Raw genomic sequence first — 26,309 nt, 5'->3', positions numbered from 1 at the left:
TTTCCCAGGGAGTTTCCTTGTTCATTCAGCAAGTAATCGGATTATAGGTGAAATGGGTTTCATTAAAAAATAAAATGTAAGGGCTTTCTTCAACAGAATAAGCCCTCGTTATTTCAAAGTCAACTATTAATTTATGTTCACGGATCAATTATTTCCGGGGAGGTGCTGTCGTCTGGCGTACCCTTAGCTCGGGAATAACCGAATGTAAACGGGACACCTGTTTGCCGGCGATCAGCTTATGCAGCATGTCTGCCGCCAGACCGCCGATCTCGCTGGCCATCAGCGAAACAGTAGTCAGCTCAGGAATGCTGAAGGACGCAAACGGAATATCATCATAACCGACGATGGACAATTCCGCCGGCACGGCAAGTCCCGCCCGGTCAGCCGCTTTCAGTGCGCCGATGGCCACCAGGTCGTTCATACACATGATCGCTGTCGGCCGGTCCGGCAACTTCAACACCTGCTCTGCAAACTTAAAGCCCATGTTGACAGAGAATCCCCCTTGGACCATCCATTCCTTGCGGACCTCCAGACCGTTGTTTCGCATGGCCGTCCGGAATCCCTGAAGCCGCTGCTGCGTATTGGACATATGCAAGAAACCGCCAATGACGGCGATATCCCGGTGTCCAAGATCGATTAAATGCTGTGCAGCCAGCTCCGCTCCCAGCCTCTGGTCGACCGCCACCCGGTGAATCTTCGTGTTGGGCAGATTCCCGTTAATCATCAGCACCGGAACCCGTTTGGCCGCTTCCTCTACCTCACGCACCAGCGCCGCATCCGGCTTGGACAAATCCAGCCTGCCGCCAATCATCACGATGCCATCGACCTGCTTCTCCATCAATATCCCCAGATACTGTGATTCCCGCGCATACTGGAGGTCGGTCTCCTCATCTGAAGAGACGGTATCGCACAAAAAACAGGTGTAGCCCAGTTTTCTCGTCTCCCGGTCAAAGCTGGCCAGCACCTCCGGAAAAAACGGATTGGTGATATCCGGCAGGATGAACCCGATCATCCCGGTTTCTTTGCGGATCAGGCTGCGCGCAAGCGCATTGGGCTGGAACTGGTGCTTGTCGATCAGCGCAGTAATCCGCTCCCTCGTTTCTTTTTTGACGGGGGCGGTATTATTAAGCACTCTGGATACGGTGGCAACCGATACGTTAGCTTCCCTGGCGATATCATATACGGTAACGGGTTTCATTCTGCTCCCTCTCTTCGCACATCGGCAATAACTGGTTTTGGCTTCATCTTATCGTTAAGCTCTGTATTAGTAAACCATTTATTGCTATTTGGCTCCCCTACACATACCACTTCCGCTGCGCCTCATACATCGTTCGGTACTCACCCGGCATGCTCATGAGCTGCTCATGTGTGCCGTCCTGCACGATCCTTCCGTCCTTCATTACAAGAATTCGGTCCGCGAGCTTCACAGAGCCTAGTCTGTGGGAGACGAGGACTGCGGTTTTATTCCGGCACAGTGCTGCGAAGTCGTTGTACAGCCGGGTCTCCTCCAGGGGATCGATGGCCGCTGTAGGTTCATCCAAGATCATGTAGTCGCTGTCCCGGAACAATCCGCGGGCAATCGCTACACGCTGCCACTGGCCGCCGGAGAGATCCGTGCCGCCGAACTCGCGTCCCAGCATCGTATCCAGCCCTTCCTTAACCCCTTCACCGGACAAAAGCACCCCGGCCTCTTCACAAACGGATACTATTGTAGCATCATCTGCTGGTTTGGAATGTTGGCTGATCCGCACATTCTCCCGCAACGTCTCCTTATACTTGCGATAATGTTGAAAAACTGCCGATGTTCGCTCATAGCCAGTCTGCGAAGCCTCCACGTTCCCGTACCACACTTCCCCTTCCGTAGGCGGGTATAAGCCCATAATAATGCGGCATAGCGTGGTCTTCCCGCTTCCGTTCTCCCCTACAATCGCCAGCGTCTGCTTACTCGGAAGGATCAGATTGATCTCCTCCACCGCATTCCGGGTCGCCAGCGGATAGCGGAACCGGACAGCTTTTAGCTCAATATCACTGTCTGCGGGTCTTGGCAGGTTGTTCGTCCTCTCAGCAGGTTCGTCGATGAAATCCAGAAAATTCTCAGTAGACCCGATATTCTCCGTAGCCCAGGCAATTCTCTCGGTGATCAGCTTGTTCATGAACCGGTATAGACTGCCAATCGAAGCCAGCACCGCCGCAAAAGCTCCAATCGAAATCTCCTGCCTCATCACAGACACAAACAGCATATATACGATCAGGCCGTAGCCCATAACCGTCACTATATTCAGAATGAGCTGAACAAGCTGCTTGCGTACCTGCGTCCGAAGTACAATAGCGTTCAACCGTTGCAGAGCCGAGGTATACAGGTTATTGAAAAATGAAGTAGCCCCCAGCAAGCGGGTCTCTGCCAGATACGACTTATCCGTCAAGCACTGCTCATAATACTCAGCTTCCCGCCGGATCGGGGCCGAAGCCGCCTCCAGATTCTTGAACGCTGACATCATCACCCACTGGGATAGCATCACCGGAACGAATACGACGACAATACTTAGCGCAAGCACCGGCTTGAGCGTGAACAGATACCACCCGATGAACACGAAATAAGTCGTATAGTAGAACAGAATGTCCAGTAAGGTCGTCCCGATCCAGATCAGCTTGCCGCTCCCGTTCACAGCCTTGTGGATATAATCCAGCCGCTTCGTGTCCTCGAATTCAGAGACCTGCAGAGAATCAACTCGCTTAAAAATCATCAGGTTCAGGTGCTTGCCCACACTTAGCCCGTAAATCTCCTCATAACAGTTCCCGAATCCGTCCATGACGTGATAGAACAGATACATAAGGGCCAGTACGCCCAAGGAAAAGAGCATCATTTTGAAGTCTATCCGGTCCGTAGCATAGGCAGCGGCATCATCCAGAAACTTTTGCATAAATAATACCTGCAAGACCCAGGAGACCGCCTGGAGCAAGGCAATGCCGATGTATGTATAGGTCATCCCGGGATTCACCTGGAATAAAAGCCGCAGGCATCTGGCCCCGTTCCTCAGGAATCCCTGCCTCTGTATTCTATCCATGCTGCACCATACTCTCTGCCTCATACCACGACTTCTGGCTGGCGAACATCTTCTGGTATAAGCCATCCGGGTGTTCCATCAATTGCTCATGTGAGCCCTGCTCCGCAATCCGCCCGCAACTCACCACCAGAATCTCATCCGAGATTCTCGCAGCACCTAGCCTGTGGGTGATGTAGATCGTGAACCGGTCTGCGCGGATGCTGCTGAACATTTCATATAGCCGGCTCTCTTCTATGGGGTCCAAGGCAGCTGTTGGCTCGTCCATGATATGGATGGCAGAGTCAGAGTACAATAGTCTGGCTATCGCTAAGCGTTGCCACTGCCCGCCGGAGAGGTCCAGGCTGTTCTCTTTGATTTTGCCGACATAAGTATCGAGACCGGCTTCCAGCCCCTGAACCATCTCACCCAGATTCATCTTGCTTATGCTGTGACGGATTCGCTCTTCATCCAGCTTCAGGATATTCCCCAACCGGATATTATCCTGGATCGTCAGCGCGTATCTGGCGTAATTCTGAAAGACCACAGCGATGATGCTCTTCAGCTCAGGGTAACTATACTCCCGGAGGTTCCTATTATTTATGTAGATTTCGCCCTCGTAGTTATCGTACAACCCGGTAAGCAGTTTGATTAGGGTGGACTTACCGGCCCCGTTCTCCCCGACAATGGCATAGCTCTTCCCGCTAACCAGGGTGAACGAGCATTGATTCAATATGTATCTTTCCGTATCCGGGTAGCGGAAGCTCACCTGCCTGAACTCCAGCGATTGAAAGACGAAGCCGCCCAACTCCACAGGCAGAGCAGCGGCATCCGTCTTCTCACTGAGTCCGGCAAAAGCAGAGAAGTCCTGCAGATACTCCTTCATGCGCGCATGCTCCTGCATCGTCTCGGCTAACTGCCAGGACATCCTCTGCACAAGACTGAAGATCGCGGTCACCAGCGAGATGTACAGGCCAATCGTTAGCTCGCCCAAGTGCAGCGCAGGCAGCAGCAAGGCCACTATGATGATGCCGATCAGTAGGGCGATGATCGAGCCGCTTTTCAAATGAATAAAGCTTCGGATCTGTATCTTCTTCTCCACTGCGTACGTCTGATCATACAGCTTGCCGTACCGATCCCTGAGCGCCGGACTATATCCGAATAACGTGCGTTCCTCCGCATCCTCCCGGCTAGTCAGAATATGAGCCAGATCCGCACTCCTCCTCCGTATCCGCTGCGCCTCCATCCCCAGCACATAATTCGCCTTGCCCGTCTTCATGGCAATATAGAACAAAGGCACCGCAACCAGCACAATCACAATTCCCGTAATGAACGTGGAAGACATCACAATCACAAGCAGCGAAGCGGTCCCAATCAGCAGATTCAGTCCACTCATCAGATTGTTGAACCCGCCCATGAAATGACCCACCGGATCACCGCACACCCTATGGATTAACTCTGCGGTCTCCTTATTCTCAATATGCTGATACGCAAGCCGCGCCCGCTTGAGCACCATCTCCCGCTTCAGCCGCATATTCAGCCGATTGCGTCCCGTCAGCTCAATTAACTGCATCAGGCTGGGGAGCAGATGAGTGACAATCACATAACCTATAATCAGCGCAAGCGGCCTATAGATTAACGAATACTCGGCCTGGCCATTCACAATCTGGGTCGCCGTATTAATGAAATAAGCCATCACCAGCGTCTGATACGCAGGCAGCAGGGCATCCACCAGCATATACCCCATCGCTGCCACCGTCTGCACCGGAATCACCCGGAGCGGAATCCCGATCAGATCGAATACCGTATATTTTCTTGCAATAAGCATGCAGCAGTCTCCTTGTTGGAATGAATGATAGTGGGGACGAATCACAATAGAAAAGACTCGCAAAGCGTGCCCTAATTCATAGTATCATTTCCATCAATGAGGAATAACCTGTCAGATTATAGGGATAGCGTGGAATAATAAAGAAGATTAAGACCGTTATACACGATATGCACCACAACTCCCGGCCAGATAGAGCCGGTCTTGCGGAACAGGTATGCTACCAGAACGCCGACCATGAATGCGTCTAGCAGGATAACGGTGAATCCATGCACCACGCCGAAGATTGCAGCGCTGCCTACGATTCCGGCCCATGGGCCATAACGGTTCAGGGCATTGGCAATGACGCCGCGGAATACAAATTCCTCGCTGAGCGGCGTTAGGATCGCCCCCGTGATAAGCAGAATAAACATGGAGAGCGGGCCGCCTTGCGCTGCCGTCTGGAAATCCGCCTGGGTATTGATCTCGGTAATAAAGTGATAATAGATTCCTTCGATCACAAAACATCCCCCGAACGCAGCAATCCCGATGACGACCGCCACCAGCAGCCATTTCCGCTCCGTCGTCCGAAACCCGAAAGCGCGTAAATTGCGAATCCGCAGGGCGTAGGCTGCGAACAGAGCCAGGAAGCCAATCAGACCATTGCCCGCACCTCCGATATTAATCCGTAGGATGGCTTGCTCATCAGGAATTTGAAGCATCCAGACCCCAAGGATAACAACGCCGATCATATAGAGGGACAGTGCAGTTAGGATCTCTGGCCAGCCGGGCCGGGTGTGTGGCATTTCAGACAGAGATGGACTACTCATTGCCATCCCCCCGATTGCGGTCTTTTTTACTCATACTATTTTCCTCCTACTCTTCTCATCGAAGCTCGAATGTGTTGCTCAAACCTATCCTACTAACCCCACTAGAACAGAACTTAAACGAACCTTTGAATTTTTGCTTAATTTTGTCCCCGCTGTTTAGGTTCTGTTAAGATAAATATGCTATTTTGAACAAGGGTGACAAAATGCCAAATCTATCCGATATTAAAATCGCTATCATCGACGACGAACCTTCAATCATCACCATGCTGCAAATGGTGCTTCGCCGTGAAGGTTTTCAACAACTGTACGGGGCTTCCACTTGTGCTGAAGCTATCAGCTTGGTACAACGCGTGGCCCCCGATATCGTCCTGCTCGACATTATGTTTCCCGATGGCAGCGGGCTGGAGCTCTGTTCCAAGATCCGCGAATACGGGAATCCTTATATCCTGTTCCTGACAGCCAAAGCCACTGATCTCGATATTCTACGAGGCTTCGCCATGGGCGGGGATGATTATATCACCAAGCCCTTCAACCCCCTGGAGGTAGCCGCAAGAATTCAGGCGCGCATACGCCGGTTGGAGCCGGAAGCCTTGGCGTCCGCTGCTGCGAAGGTTCCCGGTGCGGGAATTTACCGGTTCGGCCGCTTCACCATTAACGAGTCGGAAGGTGAGCTGACCGTAGAGGGACAGCCTATTCCTTGCCCTGCACAGGTCTTCCAGCTATTACTGCACTTCTGCCGGCATCCCGGAATCGTCTTCTCCAAAACCCAGCTCTACGACAAAGTCTGGGGCATCAACGGCCAGGGCGATGATTCGACCGTAATGGTGCATATCCGCCGAATACGGGAGCGGATCGAACTCGATCCCGGCGACCCGAAGCTGCTGCTTACCGTACGCGGACTCGGCTATAAGCTGGTGAAGGAGCCGGACGAACGATGAAGATTCAGCAACGTATGGCTTTCCACTTCACGTATCAGTTGATTTTCTATGCGCTGGCGATTGTGACCATTGCCTTGGCTGCCTGCATCATGTTCTTCCAGAACATGACCAGCAATGAGATCCGCCGGAACTTTCCGGTTGGCGTCCTGGAGCAGATCTCCCAAGAAGCCCAGTATAAAGACGGGAAGCTTCACATCTTCTCCCAGTGGAGCAAGCTAATTGAGGAGAAAGAGATGTGGCTGCAGGTGGTTAATGCACAAGGAGACGTAGTATACAGCATTAATACAACACAGTATTCTGCCCTGCCTGCCTCCTACTCCACCGCTCAATTGCTCGATATCCAGGAGACACGGAGACTCGGGGCTTATGATGTACAGACACAAATGAACTTCTCGTTTCAGGACCCGCTGCTATATGTGCTCGGCTATCCAACCCCTGACCTCGACCAGCTTACGGCGTGGTTCAACGCATACGAACAGCAGGGTGTGGTAAGAAGAGAAGCCGTTCCCCTCTTGGAACAGCAGCTTCGGGAGACTGGCAGTTATCTGCAAGTGATTAATTCTGAGAGTAACACCGTACAAGGTATTGGCGATCAATCATATGTACAACGGGCATATCGGCCTCTGGACATTCTGGCCATCCAGCAGTCTCCAGACAACTACGACGCGGGGATTGTGGCCCACCGGGATGAACCGAGCGGAATGACCTGGATCGTCTATACGCCCCATGCAGCGGGACTCCCTCTGAAGCATCCTGTATTAGAAAATGTAACGCCGAGACTCATCTGGATTGCAGTGCTAATCCTGATCCTCGCGCTGTCGATCTCCATCTGGCATGGCTACCGCTTCGGGCGGCCCCTGATTCTGTTCGCAGGCTGGTTTGAACGGATGGGCCAAGGACAATATGACGAGGTGCTGACCGCCAAGGACAAGCGCAAGGTCTTCCGCCGCAACGGCACGATGCGAACCCGCAACCGGCTCTACCAGGAAGTCATTCAAGCCTTTTATCAGATGACTCATCAATTGGCTCAGATCGAGCGGGACCGCAAGAGGCTGGAAAAGGAGCAGGCGGAGTGGATGTCAGGAATCTCCCACGATCTGCGCACCCCTCTGGCCACGATTCAAGGCTACGGATATATGCTGGAGAAGCTGCCTGAGCAATGGAGCCAAGAGGAAATGCGGATCATGGGCGCGACTATCCGGGAAAAAGGGGATTACATGCTGGAGCTGATCTCCGACTTCTCGCTGATCCATCAGCTCAAGCAAAGCAATTCCATCATGGTGCGCCGGGAGACAGATCTGGCAGAGTTGGTGCGCTGCTCCGTATTGAAGTATGTCAACGACGCTACGATGTCTGAATATCTGTTCCACTACACCGGGGAAGAGGATTCCCTGCTCATACAGGCAGATGTAACCTGGTTACAGCGGCTGATGGACAATCTGCTGTCCAATGCCGTCAAGCATAATCCCCCAGGCACAACCATTACCGTCACTCTTACCCGAGTCCACGACAAGGCTTGCATACGGGTACTCGATAATGGAAAAGGGATGGACGAGGAAACACTGCATCACCTGTTCAACCGCTACTACCGCGGAACCAACACCGAGGAATCCACCGACGGCTCCGGCCTCGGCATGAGCATCGCCAAGACTATCGTGGAGGCACACGGCGGCGAAATTAAGGTTCAATCGACAACCGGGCAGGGTACGGAATTTGAGATTGTTTTGCCTTGCTGAGGAAAACAAAAAGGGTTCCAGTTCTGATGAGCTGGAGCCCTTGTTTCTGTTAAGGCTGAATATTAACCTTTGTCGCGTACCACTTCCCGGCTTTCAATACCAGCGTTAACTGGACTGGCTCTCTAAATCCAAAATCATCACTTTCGTATTTGTGAGTTACAAATACTTTTGAATCTGCGAAGTAATGGAGAGGTAATACAAAGCCGATATGATGAGAGCTTTGATTATACTCAAAGCCATCAGATGTCGTCATTCCACGTTCAACAGGATTTATTTTGCTGTATACCGAAGAACTCATATAATTCATATCAGCGTCCTTCTTCATCGCTTCTTCTAATATGATCTTGGTATCATGCGATATCCATGCCCCAAACGAGATGTAGGCAATAACAAATAGAAGAATGAATGAAAGGAATAGGTTTCTCTTTTTCATGGGTACCTCCTTTTAATAAACCTATTTCCATCGTTCTGTAGAGTATACTACGTGGATTTAACAGTTTAAATCTTTTATTGTTGAACACAAAGTACTTTAACAATGAAGGAGATGAGCAAGTGGACAGTATTCTAGAGAGCTTGTATCACGGCAACTTGCATCCCGATGAGAATATTATACCCGATGACTCGCAGTACTCTATTTTAAGAAAAAGAACATCTGACATCATAGAGGTTTGGAAGAAGCGGCTTTCAGCGGAGGAATTCGACGAGTTAGAAGCACTGTTAGACTTATACGGGCAAACTCATGGCATGGAGTTGGCGGCTAGTTTCAAGTATGGATTTCGCATGGGAGCGGGGATTATGGTGGAGGTGTTTACCGAGAAAGAGGAGCTTGCTGATACAATGAGTTGCTTTTGGGGCTAATTCAGCAATAAACAGAATAAATCTTGTGTTTAATATTTGCATATAAGCTGCTTATGAAAGTAATTCAAACAGAAAAAAACCTTAATTTCTCAAGGTTTTCATTGTAAGTACCATGACGGATGCATCCAAGAGAACATACCGTACTCTCATCTTGGATTTATATTGGACTCAAAAACCCCATAGTAACGGTTCTAACAAATATCTATACAAGAGATTTTTTTACATAATTCATATATCAATTTATATTACTTTATTCTGATTAATCCTTACCGGACATCTGGGGTCAGGCGCAAAATAATCACCATATGTCATTTTAGAAAGATTAAAACATCCTGTCCTACACAAACCAAGATGTTTACAATTTTTACATTCTTCATGTAACAAATCAGATGACAAATTTCTTAAAGAATTTACTCCCTTTGAATTCCAAACGTCATTTAACGTAAATTTATGTAAATTTCCTAAAGAGAACTTTTTCTCAGACATCATATCACAAATGCTAGCCTGACCATCAGGCATAATTACCAAACTTGTCATTCCTCCACCACATACATTTACTGGTTTAGGTGAAGGCCAGATTAATAACGGGTCTCTATAACCAAAATTAAAATTTGATTTTTCAATTCTCTTCTTTTGAATAATCTCTCGTAACTCTAACAATTCAATTTTGTTTAGTTCAATGTCAGAAAAGTTATCTCTTCCATCTGCACTTGGTAATGATGGCACAATCTCTAGATCAAATATTTCCAATTCACAACAAAAATCAATTAGCTTCCCAATGTCCTTCCAATTATGTTTTGTTACAACTGATTTAATACGTACTTGCATTCCTTTGTTTTTTAATAAAATTAAATTCTTCATTACACCCTTAAAAGAGTTTTGCTTACCTGTTAACGTATCAAAGGTTATTGGATTTGAACTATCAAAACTAAGTTGGATAAATCGCAAGCCACTTGAATATAATTCGTCAATTAATTCTCGTGTAAGTAACGATCCGTTTGTGCTGATATATGGAAAGATATCGCAAGAAATTAACAACTGCACCATTTTAATTATATCCTTCGATAGCAATGGTTCTCCTCCTGCTAAAAATGCTCTTTTAACTTCCATTTCTTTCGCTTGTTCAACAATCTTACTAAATGTTTGATAACTCATTGTTTGTTTATTGAGTTCATGGCTATTCTTTGCACTCATGTAGCAATAAACACACTCAAAATTACATCCTTTTGTTAGCATGAATTCCATAGTTATCGGACTTTTGTACACATTGATACCTTCTTTAATCACAGGGTTAAACATAAATTCACTAGTTTCATAAGATTGCATAACTATTCCGGGTGTGTCATGAAATTCTACCCATCTATTATCTTCCAATTGAGTTAAAGTTTCTAAGACAACATTGTGAGAATTTTCAAAAGTGTCTGAGTATATTTCACTTACCAAGTCAGTCACTTTAGAAATAGTAGCATTTCCATCAAACAGAGTAATAATCACAGCTTGACTGGGCGTAGCTTCATAAAATCTTCCGCTTAAAGTATCTATTACTAATACACAGTGTTCTTCCTTTCTCAAACGCAATCTTGGTTCAATTTTAACAAATTTATTTTTCGGAAAAGTTTTCACAAAATACAACCCCTTTTCACTTTTATAAAGTAATGTTCAGCCCCAATGTTAGTTTTGTTTTTTGTTAGATTATCCCTGTTTGACAAATACTACATCCAAACAAAGTTAAGGGTTCATCATTGCCATCTTTAACCCCAGATGAGAGATTCACTTTAATCTGCTGAGCTATCTCCTTGAGGGAATTGATCTTATCCTTTAATTCTGTTTCGTTTTGAATATTCATTTAAACACCTCCTTACAGGGCTGAATATACAGGGCTGATTATACAGGGCTGAACATCAATAAGGATAACCATAATTTGTGATTTTATTCACTTAACTTTCCCAAAAAATCTTAATCGCTTCAATTTTGTACTACTTATACTGTGCAATATCACTGGCATTGGCAAAGCAAGTAGTTAGTGTACGATTAATATGCTTTTTTAATTTCAATCTATCTAGGAGATGAATCAAAGAGCAAGCGCAGATTCCTCATTTTTCGGGTACAAGAGCCATATCGCGATGAGTGAAGAGCGGATCATTACGGCAGCGACCATTACTACGGGAGAACGAAACGACGGGAAGGAATTGCAAACTCTCATTGAAAAGAGCAAAGCTGCGGGCATGAGCGTAGAGACAGTCATTGGAGACACAGCCTATTCAGAAAAAAACAATATTGCTTACAGTACGGAGCAGGGCATTGAACTTGTGGCCAAAATTACATCCACAGATTACGCAAGGAAACCGAAGGAAAGAAGACGAATTCGAGTTCAATAAAGATGCGGGTATGTATGTTTGCAGAGCCGGACATCTGGCCATACGAAGAGCACGGCAAGGCAAAAAGGGCCAGGGCAGAAACCAATAAGACACCTACTATTATGATATTGAAAAGTGTAAACGATGTCCTTTAAAGGACGGGTGCTACACAGAAGGTGCCCAGAGTAAGACCTACTCGGTAAGCATAAAGAGCAACGAACATGCCAAGCAAGCTGTGTTTCAGGAAAGTGAAACCTTTAAGGCCAAAGCGAAAGAGCGGTACAAAATTGAAGCCAAGAATAGCGAACTCAAACACTGGCACGGGTATGATGTTGCTTCTTCCTCGGGTTTAGTTAGCATGGAAATTCAAGGAGCCATGGCGATATTCACTGTTAATGTAAAACGAATATTGAAACTCATGGAGTAACCCATGTTAAAGGAAGAGTTGAAAAAAGACGACGTTCATTCGAAGGAAACGAATAGCGTCGTCTTTTTGATATGTTTTTTACCTTTTCTAAGAAAGGCTAGTTTTTCAGTGGCCTCGCGTAAGCCCGGCGGGTATTTTATGTAGAGTCTATTCCAGATGAATTGGGCGATATTTGGAGCTAGTTCTCCGCGATAACTTATCATGTTTATTGATTATCTGCTTTTAATCGCTGTGGTTGTTTGGGGTCTAATTGTTTCCAATCAGATGCATCCCTGTCTGTGAAAATATATTCGGTGTCAAGATCATCAGAAAATGTCACGTATACAGGAAATTTAGGCATAGATCCAAATTTAGCCTTAATAATCACTAAATCTTGCTCAGAGTATCCTTGGACATTAATTAAGTAAGTTTCAAGGCTTTTTTCAAGTGATTTATATTTAAATTGAAGTGCTGAATATCCCCCGATAATAAGAAGTATAATAATTAAGGCTGAGTATGTCACAAATTTTCTAATTTCGAAGCACCTCCTATTACCGAGGATTTATAATGGCTTAACATTGCCTAACTCTTCGTTATAATAACACACCCCAGCGTTACAACCATAAGTAACCGTGGTTTCAAAATCCTCATAAACAAGTGTTTCCTCAAAGTCTTTAGGGATAACTTTGTCTAATTCGTCAAGAAGAGCATTTGCAGCAAGTTCAGCTCCCCCATTCTTAACCCCTTTGAATCCAAGAGCCGATCCACTCTGACCTTCATATATACTAATGTTTATTTAATCCCATAGTAAATATTACCACATTCTGATAGAATGATTTTGGTTAATTACATATATTTAGGGGGAGCTATGAATAGTAAAAAATGGTGGGTACTACTTGTTGTGGTCTTGTTAATTGGTGGCAGCATTGGCGGTAAAATTCTGTATGATGCGAAAAAGGAACGTGATCGTCAAGACCTGCTTCATATTGGAGATCGGTTAGAGAAGTCATTGTCTGACTACGAAGATACTGTTAACCAAATAAACGAGGATAAGGAATTAGCAGAGGAATACACCAACCTAATGGAATCTATCGTTGATGAGAATTTTGCAGCAAGCGAACTAGACGAAATGGTAGCTAAGGCCTGCAAGATGGAGAGCGAATTAATGGATATTTACCCTACCGTCTATACAGAGCCTAGTTCTGTTTGTGATTGAAAGGAGTTTATGATGGCAGTGACACCGGAACTAAAGGATGTTCATGTTTTTGCTGAAGGAGATGTGACCGGAGATTTTTGCGTATCCTTAGTTTTAGACATTGGTCCTTCAGATTTAACTGGTTCTGATCAATTCTATGCTACAGTTGGAACTGCTCAAGGGATCGCGGATTTTCTTAGTACCAGACCATTTATAATTTGTCGAGGTTTTCTGGTAGTTCCTGAATTCAATTTAAAAGCCATTAAAGATTGTATTCAAGTTAGAATTTCAAAATGTGCTGAGGAAGACTGGGAACAAACTGCATTGTCGATTAACAGACTTTTTCCTTGGGAATATGATGTGATGAAGGATTACAAACTCTTTTCATAAAAGAAAAGCATCCGTAAGTACTTTGTATTAGTGTTTATTGTAAAATACATAGTAATATCCCTATTATTACGATAGACTATTTTTGCTACGACGAGGCGAGTGTCCTAAGACTTAACTAATAGCCCGCCGACCAGTTAGGGTTGACGGGCTTCTGCCTCCCCTACACTACTACAAGTGGGAGAGGTTTTTTCATGTTGAGGTGATCCTGTGAAGAAATACAATAGAAATGAAAAAATTATTATTGGAGCGCTTAACCAATCCCTTCGTATAACAACTCTTTGAGTTCAGTTTCTTCCTAAATCATTTCCTCCAATCATTCCGACCGTTTATATTCGTTTCCCCCATATCCATACTCATCGTTTATCCCTCGTTACAATGGGCTTATTTCATTATGAATTTTGTGTGCTATAGGCATATGCCGTGATGGATATAGGTTATAGTCCATAGACTGTTGACGAGATAGTATTTGAGGAGGTTACCCATGGAAACGAATTATCAACAAGTTGCCTGGAATTGTATGAATAAGTATGTCGGTATTACGACAACGGACGGTCAGTCTCACGACGGGTTTATTGCTCAAATCGATCAGAACAACGTTATACTTGCCATTCCCACAAATGAAATGATGGGCCAGATGAACGGAATGCCGGCTAACGCAACAGCCTACAGACAATTCGGATACTATCCGGGTTTCTACCCGCGCCGCCGCTTTTATCCAAGACCGATCCCCTTTGGTGCCATTGCAGCTTTGTACTTGCTTCCATTTTTCATTTAAGAATGATTAAGGAATACGTTATTGCATGGGCACCCGCCCAGCTCTTGAAGTGGGCATTAGCATAGGATGATGTATAACCATCTGGCAGCTAACAAAGTACTGAATAATCAAATGTATCCCATGTGTGAGATTGTCTGGATCATGCCATAATAATTTTTGTGAGGGAGCTACGAGAGTAGCTCTTTTTTTGATAGATAGGAATCTATAAGTTTTGGGGTCCCCGCAAAGTACCTGAGTCATCACCTACGCTAAAGCCCCACTTTGTGGGGTTATTTTGCATACAGCAGTTGTTGTTGCGGCAACCAGGTTGACGGGGTTTCTAGTATTAGTCTTTCACATACCTATGTTAAAATAAGGTACGCGAATAACAACGGATGGTTAATATGTTGAACATTACATAGACCTAAAGATAAAGCTTTTACAGGAGGAACCGTATGTTTGACCTTAATGATTATTTGCAAAAAGAGCTTGCGGAGCTCGTGGATCGCCATACTCCTATAGATGGTCCCCACTCTACATTAATTTCGTCCCTCAGCTTTTCCCGTTGTTCTATTCCTTACCATTCTACCGAGACTGAACCTCCCTTCAAGCTTAACAACCCCTCACTCTGTATCGTCGTTCAAGGTCTAAAAGATATAGTTATTGGTAAAGAGCGCTACCGGTATGGTCCGCCACACTATCTTGTAGCCTCTATGGATTTGCCGATCATTGCCGAAGTGCTGGAAGCATCGCCCGAAGTGCCCAACCTAACCTGTAGGATTGAATTTACGCCCGGCCACATTTTAGAACTAGTAGGCGATGATACACTCAAGGGGAACTTCAAAGGAACATCCAAACGGGGTATGAATGTTGGCGAATTAGATCTACCTCTGTTAGATGCTGTTGTGAGGCTGGTTCGTCTGCTCGATACACCCGAAGATATTCCTGGGCTGGCGCCGCTTTTTGCCAAAGAAATTCTATACAAGGTACTGCACGGTGAACACGGTGACTCCTTAAGACAAATTGTAACGGAGGGGAGTCCAAGCGTTCATATTAAAAACACAATCGGGCACATTCTGAATCATTATCAGGATTCATTCCGCATTGAGGATCTGGCGCAACTTGCGAAGATGAGCGTTCCGTCGTTCCATAGGCATTTCAAGGAAATCACCGGCATGAGCCCGATTCAATTTCAAAAACAGCTAAGGCTTCAGGAAGCCCGCCGCCTATTACTATCCGGTTCAGAGAACGCAGCAGATGCTGCTTATCAGGTAGGTTATGAGAGTCCGACACAATTCAGCCGGGAATATTCCAGGATGTTTGGCGCTCCACCCAAAGAAGACATGAAGAAGTTTAAAAGTCGTCCGTGATAGGATTAGGCAACTTTTTGATCGGATCGGAGTACCGGTGGTTTGGGCATTCGCTGTATATTATGGATACCTTCAATAAGGTTCAACAAGAATAAAATTTATTCAGGAGGTATTCATGCAATATATTAAACTAGGCCACTCCGGCCTCGAAGTTTCACCGGTCTGTATCGGCTGTATGGGTTTTGGTGATCCCCTCATTGGTTACCCTGGCTGGGCGCTAGGCGAGGAAGGCAGCCGTCTTGTGATCAGACACGCACTTGAGGCAGGCATCAACTTCTTCGATACCGCTAATCTGTATTCGCACGGAACCAGCGAGGAGAGCCTCGGCAGGGCACTTAAGGATTTCGCTACACGGGAGAACGTCGTCATTGCCACCAAGCTGGGGGCTCCCATGCGTTCAGGACCTAATTCATTCGGGCTATCCCGCAAGGCGATTATGACCGAAGTTGACCATAGCCTGCGGCGTCTTGGAACAGATTATATCGACCTGTACCAGATTCATCGTGCCGACCCTTTTACACCGTGGGAAGAGACACTTGAAGCCCTTCATGATCTCGTAAAAATGGGCAAAGTGCGCTATCTGGGCGCCTCCACCATGAGAACTTGGCAATTCGCAAAGGCCCTGCATCTTCAGAAGGAGAACGGTTGGACCCGCTTCATCTCCATGCAACACAACTACAACCTGATCGCCCGCGAGGAAGAGAACGAGATGCTCCCGCTCTGTGCCGACGAAGGAATTCAGACCATGGTCTTCAGTCCGCTGTCGCGAGGCGTCCTTGCCCGGCCTTGGGGTACACAAACAGCCCGCTCCGAGACCGAAGCCGGTGCTGCCCAATACTATCAGGCAACTGCAGCATCCGACCAAAAAATTGTGGAGGCCATCGGCCAAGTGGCAGAGGAGCGCCGAGTCAGCCGTGCCGAAATCTCCCTCGCCTGGCTATACCGCAATCCCGTTGTTGCTGCCCCAATCGTGGGAGCCCTCAAAACCAGTCATATTGACGCTGCCGTCAAAGCCCTCTCGATCAAGTTATCCGACGAAGAAGCTGCAAGGCTGGAAGCCGCCTACGCCCCCCGCATCGACGTAAACGTGAGAAATTCCGATCCGAAGTCGATTGTCCGCATGGCAGCAACTGTTGGGCACGAGGTTGCGATTCCGGGTGGGGGGAAGTGAAATGAACGGAGTAAGAGGCCCATGCGGGGTTGCATGGGCCTGATTTAATGGACCAGCGTTAAAAGACTGCTTCAACCAACAATCAAAACAGATTTGGAGAAATAAAATGGTAATCGATGCAGGGACGCTCAATTGTTATAGAGAACGTCTTCTTTAGAATCTAATTTATTACGAATAGTCGCATGGTTAAACTTCTATCGATTTTATGAAGGATCATCAACTACACCCATTAGCGCGTATCCTGGAGTGCTGTTCGTACTCGCTCTAGCACCATAAGAATGACTCGAATTAGGATTAGTAAGATACATTTTTCGACCTACGGACAAGTTAGTCGCCCACCCTACATCATAAGCAGAGGTTAAATCTGAGTAGCCTGCATTATAGCTGGACCCAGGTAAAGAATCAGCTACCATTGAAACTCTATTAGCATTTGTATTGAAAGCATAGAAGATTGGGGTTTCTGAACTCGTTGGTGCGGCTTGCAAATAGACGTATCCCGCATAATTAGCAGACATAATTGTAAATATAGGGTCACTGAGTATTGTTGAAGCTTCTTTACTTACGGCATTAGTGTTTTTAGGGACATCCCAACCCGGAAAAAGGTCAGAAAATTCAGGAAGTTTTTCAATTGATCCATCAGAAAGCTCAATTGCAACTTGGCCATCAACGGTCCAAGACTCACTATAAATTATAGAATTTCTAGCAGCTAAAATAGCATTCTGCCATTCTTCAGGCGCTGTCTTAAGATCAGAATATGCGAGATTCTCAGCGGACAGAGTAGCATAATTAGGTTGGTTGGCTGCATTTGCAGAGCTCGGGGTAATTAGTGTCGCAAACAACAAAAAAGCTGTGATTGCTGTAAAGGCTATTCTTTTCATAAATGAGCATTTTGCATTAATCTAAGCCCTTATTACACAAAGGTTTTTCGAGCATGAAAAAGGACTTCACCCCAACTTGGAGAAGTTTTTTGGTAACGACACCAAAACACTCAAGAGGAGGAAGCCCCCTTTGTATATTCTCCAAGAAAGTCTATTTTCCTTTGAGGAGCTTCAAAAAATTGAATCGAAAGAACGACTGCCCCTCTTTTTCAGTGCACTGGATCTACGGCCGTATGCGAGACAATTAAGAAATCCTTCACCCCGAGGAGCGGACGGGCACTGCCGTCAAGGCATTCTTCGCGCATTACTCGCGGCTCCCTTAGAAAACATCGATACGTTCACCGGCCTAGCACGCAGACTGGAATTTGACCTTCGTTTCCGTTACCAATGTGGACTTCGGCTGGACATTCCCGCCCCTTCGATTTCTACGTTAAGTCGGGTTTTTGCCGAACTGACATGCAAAAACCTTGCCCAGCAGTTGTTTGAGGATCTTGTTGCTCAGTGTCAGGAAGCCGGAATCCTAGGCGGCACGCATGTCGCCATCGACAGCGCAGCCATTCACGCCTACGAGAAAAAAGAACCCAAGCGAAAAAGCGAACTCACCGGCAATGCCAATTGGGGAGTTAAACTCGATACGTTTGGCAACAAAGTCAAGTGGTTTGGCTATAAGCTGCACCTGGCCGTCGATACGGAGAGTGAACTTCCGATTGCCCTAAAGGTTACACCTGCTCATGTAAATGATGGCGATGAGGGACCTACACTCATGAAGCGAACCGCCGAACGATTCAAGCCTCGTTTTTTCATGCTGGATGCAGGATATGACCAAATGAAAAACTACGAAATGGCTCGCAGCGTCAAGGCCCAGGCCATTATTCCAATGAACCCGCGAAACGAAAAGGAACCTCCTGCAGGGATGACAAGCAAAGGGACGCCATGCTGTTCGATGGGGTTTCCAATGACGTATTGGGGACAGGAAAAGGAACGTTTGAAGTTTCGTTGTCCACACGCTACGGGGAAAGTGGATTGTCCTTTAGGTATGACGGCCTGTTCGTCTTCCAATTACGGAATGGTCGTTAAGGTCAGTAGCAGAGACGATTTACGTCGCTATGCGTTACCACACCGAGAAAGCCGAAATTGGAAAGAACTCTACAACAAGCGAACAAGTGTAGAACGATGCAATTCTCGAATGAAGACCTACCTAACCGCAGACCAATTACATGTTTGGGGCATTCAGAAAGTCACGACTCACCAATATTTGAATGCCATTATTTTGCTTGCTTCTGCGCTAGCTATCTCGAGACAACGAGGCACAAACGCCGCTTAAAATTTCAATCCTCTGAAAATTCTGCCCGTCTGTCCATTTTCATCTTTTTCACTCAAAATCTCAATTCAGCTTGAGATATAACCTTCTTTTTTTTCTTGAAAATGAATTATGCAAAATGCTCAAATAAAAGTCCTCCTACTAATTAGAATATACTTCCTTTATTATTTCAAAAATAAAAAATGGCGCCTAAACATCCGCTTACTTTTACTTATAAGAAAAATACTTCTATTCGATATCCTCACCTTCTTTCCAATACCTCTTCATTCCATATATGTATCGAAAATCAGTTTCAGGGACAGTTAATGCTTAATTTCCCCAAAAAACATTGACTCATATTTAAGACAAATGTAGAATATCATTGTAAGACAATTGTCTTAAAGGAGGCTGAGATGTTGGAAATATTAAAAAAACTTCCTGACGCAGAGTTTGACATTATGAAAGTAGTTTGGGAAAACAGTGAACCTATCACAACCAGTATCATTATGCAACAATTAGGAAGAAAAAAAACTTGGAAGACACAAACAGTTGGTACTCTTTTGTCAAGATTAGTTGAACGCGGATTTGTCAGAACTGAAAAAAATGGTAAAGAACGAATATATTTTTCGCTGATTAGCAAAGAGGACTACCTTAATTTTGAAACAAGTGACTTTGTAGAACGTTTTGATGGAAATTCTATTACAACCTTGGTTGCACGTTTATTTGAAGGAAACAAAATAAAAGATAGTGACCTTAATCAACTCTCAAAGTGGTTAAGAGAAAAGAAGGAATAATATGCACGTTTTTTTAGATATCCTTATCTATAATTCCATTTCAATGTCTGTTGTAACACTTATTTTCATGGTAATAATGCCAGTCGTATCAAAGCGATATACTGCAAAGTGGTGTTACATATGTTGGATTATTATTGGATTATTTTGGGTGATCCCTTGTCGACCTCTAATTGACTTTTTGATAATCCCAATAAAAATTCCTGAAGTACCTATTATCACCAACCATTCAAATTCAGGTATTTCTACCATTACAGGAGATATTGTATACATTCAAGCATTTTATTATTTAGAGTGGATGCTTCCAGCAATCTGGCTAATAGGTGCATTAAGTATCTCTGTTTATCATTTTTCGCGGCACAGATATTTCATAAAAATGATACGTCGTTGGAGTGCTCCTATGGTTGATCTCAATAGCGAATTAATGTTAAAAAATCTGAGTATAGAGCTTAACATTAATAAAAGTATAGAGCTGCGAGAATGCAAAGTTATTACAAGTCCCATGATGATTGGCTTTTTTCACCCTGTCATTTTGCTGCCGCCTTTACAAATTTCAGACACTGAATTATTACTAATACTGAAGCACGAGTTAGTTCATTTTAAAAGGTATGATCTTTGGTATAAGACCTTAATCCTAACGGCTACTGTGCTTCACTGGTTTAATCCAATAGTCTATCTAATGGCAAAGAAGGTGGTCTCACAATGTGAGTTCTCGTGCGATGAAATCGTATTACAAGGTGCAGACTTACAACGTAGAAGACAATATGGTGAAGCCATCATTAAAATTGTTAAGTACGGATCAAAATTTCAAACTGTATTATCAACAAATTTTTATGGAGGAAAACAGAATATGAAAAATCGACTTTCACTTATTATGAATACTAAGCAAAAGAAATCAGGGATTATTGTTCTTGGAATAATATTTTTAGGTGCTCTGATGACCGGTGCCACTCTGGCTGCAGCTACTGATTCAAAAGAGTCTACTACCCCAGGAGTAATTGTGGCAAATCCTGAAAGTAATAGCGTTACGGACAATAAAGAAAATCATCTCCGTGAGTTGTTACGCAACTACCATAGTAATAACGCTAACTCTAATGACCTAAAGGATTCCTATCAAACCAAAGTGGTTATCGGACCACCTAACAGCGATAAAGATAGCGATACCTTAATAACCCCTCTGAAGGAGCTTTTAAAGAAGTATCGCTAAGTAAAAGACACTATGCAGAATACCAATTTATATGTAAACGAGTTAATTCAGATCAACTTGCAAATATTTCTTCAGTCTCTTTTTGGCTCTTTGAACTCTTTTTTTACAAGTCTCAACCGAAATCCCAAGTTCATGCGCTGTCTCAACCACAGTATATTTATCCAAAGCAATTTTTTTTATTAACTTATAGTCCTCAATATTCACCAAATCTGAGTATAAAAAATCAACCTTAAGTGTATCAATATGCCCTAATAATAAATCTTCATTTAAATTAATAGAGAAAAATAATTTGCTATTAACATGAGTACAATTGCGAATCGTGTTTTTAATAACATTTTTAAGTGTAATGAACAGCCATCCCTTTGAATTTGAACTGGACAACAACTTGTTGGCTCGTGTGCATGCTATTCGAAACGTCTCTTGGACAGCTTCTTCAGCCAATAAGTGATTATGTAAAACTTGTTTTGCATAAGCAGATAATGGATTTATCATCTCTAAGAAAAGTTTTTCAATTAATACTCGTTGCTCTTGATTGAGCTTCATTTTCTCACCGCCTAATCTGTCTAAGCCACCTTCACTTTCTTGTTTTAATATCCTATCTTCTAACCTAACCGTCAGGGATAAAAAACGTAGGGCCAAAGGGAAGCATTCCCCATGGCCCCCTATTACTCGCGCTTTATTCAATTAGTCATTTCTCACAAGGCTATTCCACTGAGGTTCTAGTTTTTTTCGTAAACAGTGACTTGTCCATCGATTTTTTGCGAGGAGGGGCTGCTATTATGCCAGATATTAGCATAAAAAGTCCCAGTCCCCACATTCGACCACGTACCTACGTAAGTTCCAAGATCCGTACCATAAGGATAAGTTATGGTTCCGCAATCCTGGGTAGATAACCAACTTATTTTCTTTTTCAGTTGGATTTTATATTGTCCTGAGGCCTCGTTATACTGGTATGCGTTAGCCCAACTATTAATTTGAATGTTGTTATAGGTAGTCGAGGTAAAATCATTTGTACTGATCCCGTCATATGTTACACCCCAAAAATTATTTGGACCGTATATTTTTATCTCTGCAACAGCAAGTTTAGCTTTGGCAATGGAAGAATCGTCAACTTTTACAGCTTGTCCAATTATATTTTCAGATTGCTTATCCAACATGGGATTTGAAGTTTCTGTCAAGCCTTTTTGAACCGGTTCTGATTCTTGAACACCAGCTGCGCTTGCGGGAATCACAGAAAAAATGAGTGCAGATAAACATACTGACGAGACAACCATGTTTTTCAACCTACTAATAAACATTTCACAACCTCCATTTTATTGGTATAATAACCATATAATTCAATTACACACCAAATTATATCATCAAGTGGGTGAAAAATGGAATATTTTAAGAGAAAATGGTCGATTATTATCATATGTTTGATAATATTAGTCAGTTTATTTTTTGTAATGGAGCGTTCAACCAGTATTCATAACACGTTGCCAAATAATCCTTCAACGCAAATTATCAATAACTTAACAAGCTACTTAGAAGCTATAAAGAATAAAGACGCAGTTGCTGCAACTTCATACCTGATTGATGAAGCTATTCCGGATAAAGATAGACTCATTAAGTTTTATTCTGAGAGTATTACGACCGATAAACTTTTAGCATATACTGTCTCCCCCAATATTCACATCGATGAGAATGGAGATGCTCAAGTGGAAGCTACACTCACACTTGATCCTGGAGGTACGGTGGCGCATACTTTTACACTAAGGAAAGTTGAAGAAAAATGGTGGGTTTTTGTTGCCCGTTAGTCAATAAACACTACCGCTCTAACGAGAGAAGCACGGTTTAATTGATGAATCATTATAGGAAAAGAACACTCATTTTATATCTGTAAAGATTTTTAAATTCATATCAGGAACTTATTGGGGAGGTTGAATTGCCTTGAAAAAGAAAAGCCTAAAAATAGTTGCAATAACAACATTCGTATGTTTTATGGTTATAACTTTAGTTGTATCCGTCTCCGCGAAAGAGAACAAGGTTCCAACTTCAAACGGTGATTTAACCCAAGAAGCAAATCGCATGAGTCGCTCTGACCGCCAACAGGCTGAAAGTTCCAAGATTTTAGGAAAAGCAGTCCCTTCCCCTGTCACTACAATAACTGAGTAAATCATTAGAATCCTCCAAACGCTGAGTCTCAAATCTACACAAAAAAAAGGCGCCGTTAGCAAAATGTTAGCAAATCATCTCAACAACAAACAAGGGTTCCAGCTCTAATGAGCTAAAACCCTTGTTGTTCTAGTCCCTAGGACGGGGTCGAACCCGTACGAAGGTCACCCTTCGCCGGATTTTAAGTCTTGAAACAGACTTTTTAGTACCTTTTCAATACTACGGGAATATCGAGTATAAAGCCTTTAGCCATGCGGGTTGAAGGCATCTTTTTCCCTCCATAATCTCTGCGTTCAGAGATTTGGATATGCAGCCATGTTAGCAAAAATGTTAGCAGAATGAAGGGCAGGATCTTAGCATTAATACCCTTTTTTTCGGAAATATGGCACTTCTCCTATAAAAGCATTCTATCGTTTATCCTAGCCCTACTAAGCTTTTTCTTTCTACTGGCAGAGACTTTTTTGAGTCCTATTACTCCGCGTTCGGTTAAATCAAGATACTTAGCTGGAAAATGTAGCTACCACTTAGAAGAGCATATTTCTATATTTTTCTTTTAAAAAAGGAGTCTGAATAGATTGAAACTTTCTTAAGTATTCAATTAAAGTTTCTTTTTGAACAGGATCGTTTAGCTTCACATATACTCCCAAACAAATAGCCTGATAAATTGCGATACAAATGTCACTCTCAATCCCTATGTTAATATCATCCCTTGAGACATTTGGTACAATATCATCCATAACAATATTAATTTTAAATTCCTCGAATTTTAAATAATAAAGCATTTTATTTAGCGTAAGTGCTAGGGATTTTACGTATACCCCTTTAATGTAAAGTTTAAGATCAAAAAAGGTCCTTCTGTTTAGCGAATAATATTGTTTTGGTGAATTATCAATCAACTCCAAAAACACACTATTACCAGAAAGATAAAATATATTAAATGAGTCAAAATCAATTAACGTGTGGTTACACATTCTGTCCTGTCCATAATCATATAAAGCACTAAAATTTAATTCATCCATAATAGATTCATGATAAGATAATGTTCCTTCTTTTGCTGTGGCTATCTTTTCATCAGAAGCTAAAATCGTAATATATTCTGTATTATTTTTTTCAATATAATGCTTTAATGCCTCATCTAGATCATCAAAAACCTCAATTATTTTATCTAAACTTTTACCATCATTAATTATCGGAATATTGATTACCTTAAGTTCTCCATTACTAACTAAATCTAAAATGTTAACCCCGGATTCTTCGAAGTCAATCATTTCATTGTCAAAATAATAGGCGCTACCTTTTAAATTAATGTCATCAATATTAGTATTGAACAAGTAGTTTAGTGGATTCTTAACTAGAAGTTCTCCTGTTATACCCTCAAGAAAATCTGAAAGATTGACGCCTATATCGTTTATATTAGTGTTTTGTTCAGAAGAGAATAAGTTATTAACAATCTCTATTTTTTTCTCGGAGTTTTTATCTATCAATTCAATTCGGACTCCATCAGATAGAAAGTATAAATTTAGAAACTCTTCTATCTCCGCTATGCCTTTAGGCCATACTTTCATAAATTGATCATATTTAAGAATTATATCTGTGCCAAAATGTTTAACATCTTCACTTTCTTTTATTGAAACATATTCATCTTCTTTTGATAATTCAACTTCATACCTTGTGGGGTTCTCAAAATGCCTTGTCTTTACAGTAACAATGTCAGATAGCATAAAACCAGCCAAAAAACCAATCCCATAATTGCCTATCGGTTTATGTTTAAGACCTTTTAAAAGATAATCATCTGAAGTGTAGTAAGAAGATCCCACATTAAGAAAATATTTTTTTAGTATTTCAATAGTCATACCACTACCATTATCACTAATAGTAACTTGATTTTTATAACTATCTAATATTACTTTAACTACTGGTTCATATACTTCATCACCAAATTCTTTAACTCTATCTTCAATTTCTTTTCTCGTTTTACATGCATCTATAGAATTCTGTATCAATTCTCGTAATCCATTTTTTCTATGCCCATATATTTGTTCACCCATTAATAGATTTGTAATTTGTCGAAAATCAATAATAAATCTTAGATCTGCAAATGTGTACCCTTCAGATTTAATTTCATTGCGTACATGAGATTTAAAATTCACTACATATTGATTTTCCATTTTACTTGTTATTTTATTTATATTTTCAATTTCAGAATTAATCCAATCTATATATTTTAGTATCTTCCTGTGTATAACTGAATCGTTACATTTACCAAATAGCTCAACTATTTTGTAACCTCTTGAAGTATCAACAGTTATCTTGTTAGAATTATCTACACTAAAATGCTGCTTCCATTCTTCCTGACTTACACCCGTTGGTTCTAATGTTTTAAACAAACTTGGAGGGGTTCGTTCACTGTCAAAATCTAATAAATCAGCCAATCTTAAAACCATTGCACAGAACTGTGTATTAATTGTATATATTCCCTTTAAAGAATATGTGATTAGATTTTTTTCTATCCAACTTACATCCTCCGTATGTGCTTGGCATATTTTCGAAATTTCTTCAGTAAAATTAGTATTTGGCATTGTCGGAATAATAAGAATTTCTTCAAGCTCATTTTTTATGTATTCTGCGGATCGCAATGCATGAACCCTTCGTATATAATCTTGGATGGCTTTTATGTGATCATTGTGAAACTTTTTCAAAAAAGCTTGATAGCTATAACTATTATAACTAAGTACCCCTGTCTTAATATTTTCAACCTCACTAGTTGTAGCCCCCATACCTATATCATGAAGCAACGCTGAACAAATTAAGAAAGTAATCTCAAGATCGGAAAGCAACTCTATACTCGGTATAATATCCCCCATATAATGTATTATTCTAAGTGAATGATTCATATTATGCAGTGTATAATCAGGAAAAACTTGTGCAACTCGTGTATCTAATATATCTTTTATTTTGCGATATACTTTGACCACAACTGAATACAAATCATCACTACGTTCCTTTAAAGCTATTAATAAGGCCGGGGGATTAGTTTCAAATTGCAGTTGACTTAGTTCCTTCAATAAAGCACCTCTATTCAAAGATAGTCATTATAAATAATATACAAGATAAACATAAGAAATG

At 42.9% G+C, this 26,309-nt stretch carries 25 protein-coding genes and 1 pseudogene; 14 read left to right on the top strand and 12 right to left on the bottom strand.

Features of this window, described 5'->3' with window-relative positions:
- Window positions 1-148: 148 nt before the first annotated feature.
- The 4 genes from MKX63_RS13545 to MKX63_RS13530 form a co-directional block, all read right to left on the bottom strand.
- Window positions 149-1,198, bottom strand: a complete 1,050-nt coding sequence (locus MKX63_RS13545) for a LacI family DNA-binding transcriptional regulator (RefSeq protein ID WP_341017667.1) — start codon at window positions 1,196-1,198, stop codon at window positions 149-151.
- A gap of 97 nt (window positions 1,199-1,295) precedes the next feature.
- Entirely contained in the window at window positions 1,296-2,987 is a 1,692-nt protein-coding gene (locus MKX63_RS13540; protein WP_341017666.1) for an ABC transporter ATP-binding protein, read from the bottom strand.
- A gap of 70 nt (window positions 2,988-3,057) precedes the next feature.
- Window positions 3,058-4,869, bottom strand: a complete 1,812-nt coding sequence (locus MKX63_RS13535) for an ABC transporter ATP-binding protein (protein WP_341017665.1) — start codon at window positions 4,867-4,869, stop codon at window positions 3,058-3,060.
- Between the two features lie 116 nt (window positions 4,870-4,985).
- Window positions 4,986-5,651 (bottom strand): CPBP family intramembrane glutamic endopeptidase, encoded by a 666-nt coding sequence (locus tag MKX63_RS13530; protein ID WP_341017664.1) that lies wholly within the window; start codon window positions 5,649-5,651, stop codon window positions 4,986-4,988.
- Window positions 5,652-5,878: 227 nt separating this feature from the next.
- Between MKX63_RS13530 and MKX63_RS13525 the strand changes: the two genes are divergently transcribed.
- The gene (locus tag MKX63_RS13525; RefSeq protein WP_341017663.1) at window positions 5,879-6,613 is read left to right on the top strand and encodes a response regulator transcription factor; all 735 of its coding nucleotides are present in this window, start codon (window positions 5,879-5,881) and stop codon (window positions 6,611-6,613) included.
- The gene (locus MKX63_RS13520; protein WP_341017660.1) at window positions 6,610-8,349 is read left to right on the top strand and encodes a sensor histidine kinase; all 1,740 of its coding nucleotides are present in this window, start codon (window positions 6,610-6,612) and stop codon (window positions 8,347-8,349) included. The genes MKX63_RS13525 and MKX63_RS13520 overlap by 4 nt, the downstream gene beginning before the upstream one ends.
- A 49-nt stretch (window positions 8,350-8,398) precedes the next feature.
- Here MKX63_RS13520 and MKX63_RS13515 read toward each other — a convergent pair whose 3' ends face one another.
- Window positions 8,399-8,782, bottom strand: coding sequence for a hypothetical protein (locus MKX63_RS13515; RefSeq protein WP_341017659.1), 384 nt, complete (start codon window positions 8,780-8,782; stop codon window positions 8,399-8,401).
- Between the two features lie 119 nt (window positions 8,783-8,901).
- Between MKX63_RS13515 and MKX63_RS13510 the strand changes: the two genes are divergently transcribed.
- Window positions 8,902-9,207 carry a DUF6809 family protein gene (locus MKX63_RS13510; protein WP_341017658.1) on the top strand — a complete coding sequence of 102 codons (306 nt, stop codon included), beginning with the start codon at window positions 8,902-8,904 and terminating at the stop codon, window positions 9,205-9,207.
- A gap of 240 nt (window positions 9,208-9,447) precedes the next feature.
- Here MKX63_RS13510 and MKX63_RS13505 read toward each other — a convergent pair whose 3' ends face one another.
- Window positions 9,448-10,830, bottom strand: coding sequence for a radical SAM/SPASM domain-containing protein (locus MKX63_RS13505; RefSeq protein WP_341017657.1), 1,383 nt, complete (start codon window positions 10,828-10,830; stop codon window positions 9,448-9,450).
- A gap of 64 nt (window positions 10,831-10,894) precedes the next feature.
- Window positions 10,895-11,053: a hypothetical protein gene (locus MKX63_RS13500; protein WP_341017656.1), complete on the bottom strand. Its 159-nt coding sequence runs from the start codon at window positions 11,051-11,053 to the stop codon at window positions 10,895-10,897.
- 235 nt (window positions 11,054-11,288) lie between these two features.
- Here MKX63_RS13500 and MKX63_RS13495 point away from each other — a divergent pair.
- Window positions 11,289-11,991: pseudogene (locus tag MKX63_RS13495) on the top strand (transposase); the annotation flags it as partial.
- Between the two features lie 205 nt (window positions 11,992-12,196).
- Here the strand turns inward: MKX63_RS13495 and MKX63_RS13490 are convergent.
- Window positions 12,197-12,493: a hypothetical protein gene (locus tag MKX63_RS13490; RefSeq protein WP_341017654.1), complete on the bottom strand. Its 297-nt coding sequence runs from the start codon at window positions 12,491-12,493 to the stop codon at window positions 12,197-12,199.
- A gap of 345 nt (window positions 12,494-12,838) precedes the next feature.
- Between MKX63_RS13490 and MKX63_RS13485 the strand changes: the two genes are divergently transcribed.
- The 5 genes from MKX63_RS13485 (at window position 12,839) to MKX63_RS13465 (ending at window position 16,850) form a co-directional block, all read left to right on the top strand.
- Window positions 12,839-13,186 carry a hypothetical protein gene (locus tag MKX63_RS13485; protein ID WP_341017653.1) on the top strand — a complete coding sequence of 116 codons (348 nt, stop codon included), beginning with the start codon at window positions 12,839-12,841 and terminating at the stop codon, window positions 13,184-13,186.
- Between the two features lie 12 nt (window positions 13,187-13,198).
- Window positions 13,199-13,555 carry an Imm8 family immunity protein gene (locus MKX63_RS13480; protein WP_341017652.1) on the top strand — a complete coding sequence of 119 codons (357 nt, stop codon included), beginning with the start codon at window positions 13,199-13,201 and terminating at the stop codon, window positions 13,553-13,555.
- Between the two features lie 481 nt (window positions 13,556-14,036).
- Window positions 14,037-14,330 carry a phosphatidylinositol kinase gene (locus tag MKX63_RS13475; protein WP_341017651.1) on the top strand — a complete coding sequence of 98 codons (294 nt, stop codon included), beginning with the start codon at window positions 14,037-14,039 and terminating at the stop codon, window positions 14,328-14,330.
- 434 nt (window positions 14,331-14,764) lie between these two features.
- Window positions 14,765-15,679, top strand: a complete 915-nt coding sequence (locus tag MKX63_RS13470) for an AraC family transcriptional regulator (protein WP_341017649.1) — start codon at window positions 14,765-14,767, stop codon at window positions 15,677-15,679.
- 115 nt (window positions 15,680-15,794) lie between these two features.
- Window positions 15,795-16,850, top strand: coding sequence for an aldo/keto reductase (locus MKX63_RS13465; RefSeq protein WP_341017648.1), 1,056 nt, complete (start codon window positions 15,795-15,797; stop codon window positions 16,848-16,850).
- A gap of 203 nt (window positions 16,851-17,053) precedes the next feature.
- On the opposite strand, the gene MKX63_RS13460 is transcribed toward MKX63_RS13465, so the two are convergent.
- Complete coding sequence (locus MKX63_RS13460; RefSeq protein WP_341017647.1) at window positions 17,054-17,728, bottom strand: hypothetical protein; 675 nt, start codon at window positions 17,726-17,728, stop codon at window positions 17,054-17,056.
- A gap of 130 nt (window positions 17,729-17,858) precedes the next feature.
- On the opposite strand from MKX63_RS13460, the gene MKX63_RS13455 reads away from it, so the two are divergent.
- From MKX63_RS13455 to MKX63_RS13445, 3 genes are all read left to right on the top strand, one after another.
- Window positions 17,859-19,052 (top strand): transposase, encoded by a 1,194-nt coding sequence (locus MKX63_RS13455; RefSeq protein ID WP_341014490.1) that lies wholly within the window; start codon window positions 17,859-17,861, stop codon window positions 19,050-19,052.
- A 392-nt stretch (window positions 19,053-19,444) separates the two neighbouring features.
- Entirely contained in the window at window positions 19,445-19,822 is a 378-nt protein-coding gene (locus MKX63_RS13450; RefSeq protein ID WP_341017646.1) for a BlaI/MecI/CopY family transcriptional regulator, read from the top strand.
- 1 nt (window position 19,823) lies between these two features.
- Entirely contained in the window at window positions 19,824-21,026 is a 1,203-nt protein-coding gene (locus MKX63_RS13445) for a M56 family metallopeptidase (protein WP_341017645.1), read from the top strand.
- A 42-nt stretch (window positions 21,027-21,068) separates the two neighbouring features.
- Here MKX63_RS13445 and MKX63_RS13440 read toward each other — a convergent pair whose 3' ends face one another.
- Window positions 21,069-21,710, bottom strand: coding sequence for an RNA polymerase sigma factor (locus tag MKX63_RS13440; RefSeq protein ID WP_341017644.1), 642 nt, complete (start codon window positions 21,708-21,710; stop codon window positions 21,069-21,071).
- 35 nt (window positions 21,711-21,745) lie between these two features.
- The gene (locus MKX63_RS13435; RefSeq protein WP_341017643.1) at window positions 21,746-22,324 is read right to left on the bottom strand and encodes a hypothetical protein; all 579 of its coding nucleotides are present in this window, start codon (window positions 22,322-22,324) and stop codon (window positions 21,746-21,748) included.
- A gap of 78 nt (window positions 22,325-22,402) precedes the next feature.
- Here MKX63_RS13435 and MKX63_RS13430 point away from each other — a divergent pair, with 78 nt between their 5' ends.
- The gene (locus tag MKX63_RS13430) at window positions 22,403-22,825 is read left to right on the top strand and encodes a hypothetical protein (RefSeq protein WP_341017642.1); all 423 of its coding nucleotides are present in this window, start codon (window positions 22,403-22,405) and stop codon (window positions 22,823-22,825) included.
- A 133-nt stretch (window positions 22,826-22,958) separates the two neighbouring features.
- Window positions 22,959-23,183, top strand: a complete 225-nt coding sequence (locus MKX63_RS13425) for a hypothetical protein (protein ID WP_341017641.1) — start codon at window positions 22,959-22,961, stop codon at window positions 23,181-23,183.
- A 524-nt stretch (window positions 23,184-23,707) separates the two neighbouring features.
- On the opposite strand, the gene MKX63_RS13420 is transcribed toward MKX63_RS13425, so the two are convergent.
- On the bottom strand, window positions 23,708-26,248 hold the full coding sequence (locus MKX63_RS13420) for an HD domain-containing protein (protein ID WP_341017640.1): 2,541 nt from the start codon (window positions 26,246-26,248) through the stop codon (window positions 23,708-23,710).
- Between the last annotated feature and the right edge of the window lie 61 nt (window positions 26,249-26,309).

Origin of the sequence: Paenibacillus sp. FSL R7-0179 (assembly GCF_038002265.1) — a bacterium.
In the GTDB taxonomy this organism is placed as follows: domain Bacteria; phylum Bacillota; class Bacilli; order Paenibacillales; family Paenibacillaceae; genus Paenibacillus_AQ.
The sequence above is the reverse complement of the archived record's forward strand: the minus strand, read 5'-3'. Positions and strand labels throughout refer to the sequence as shown.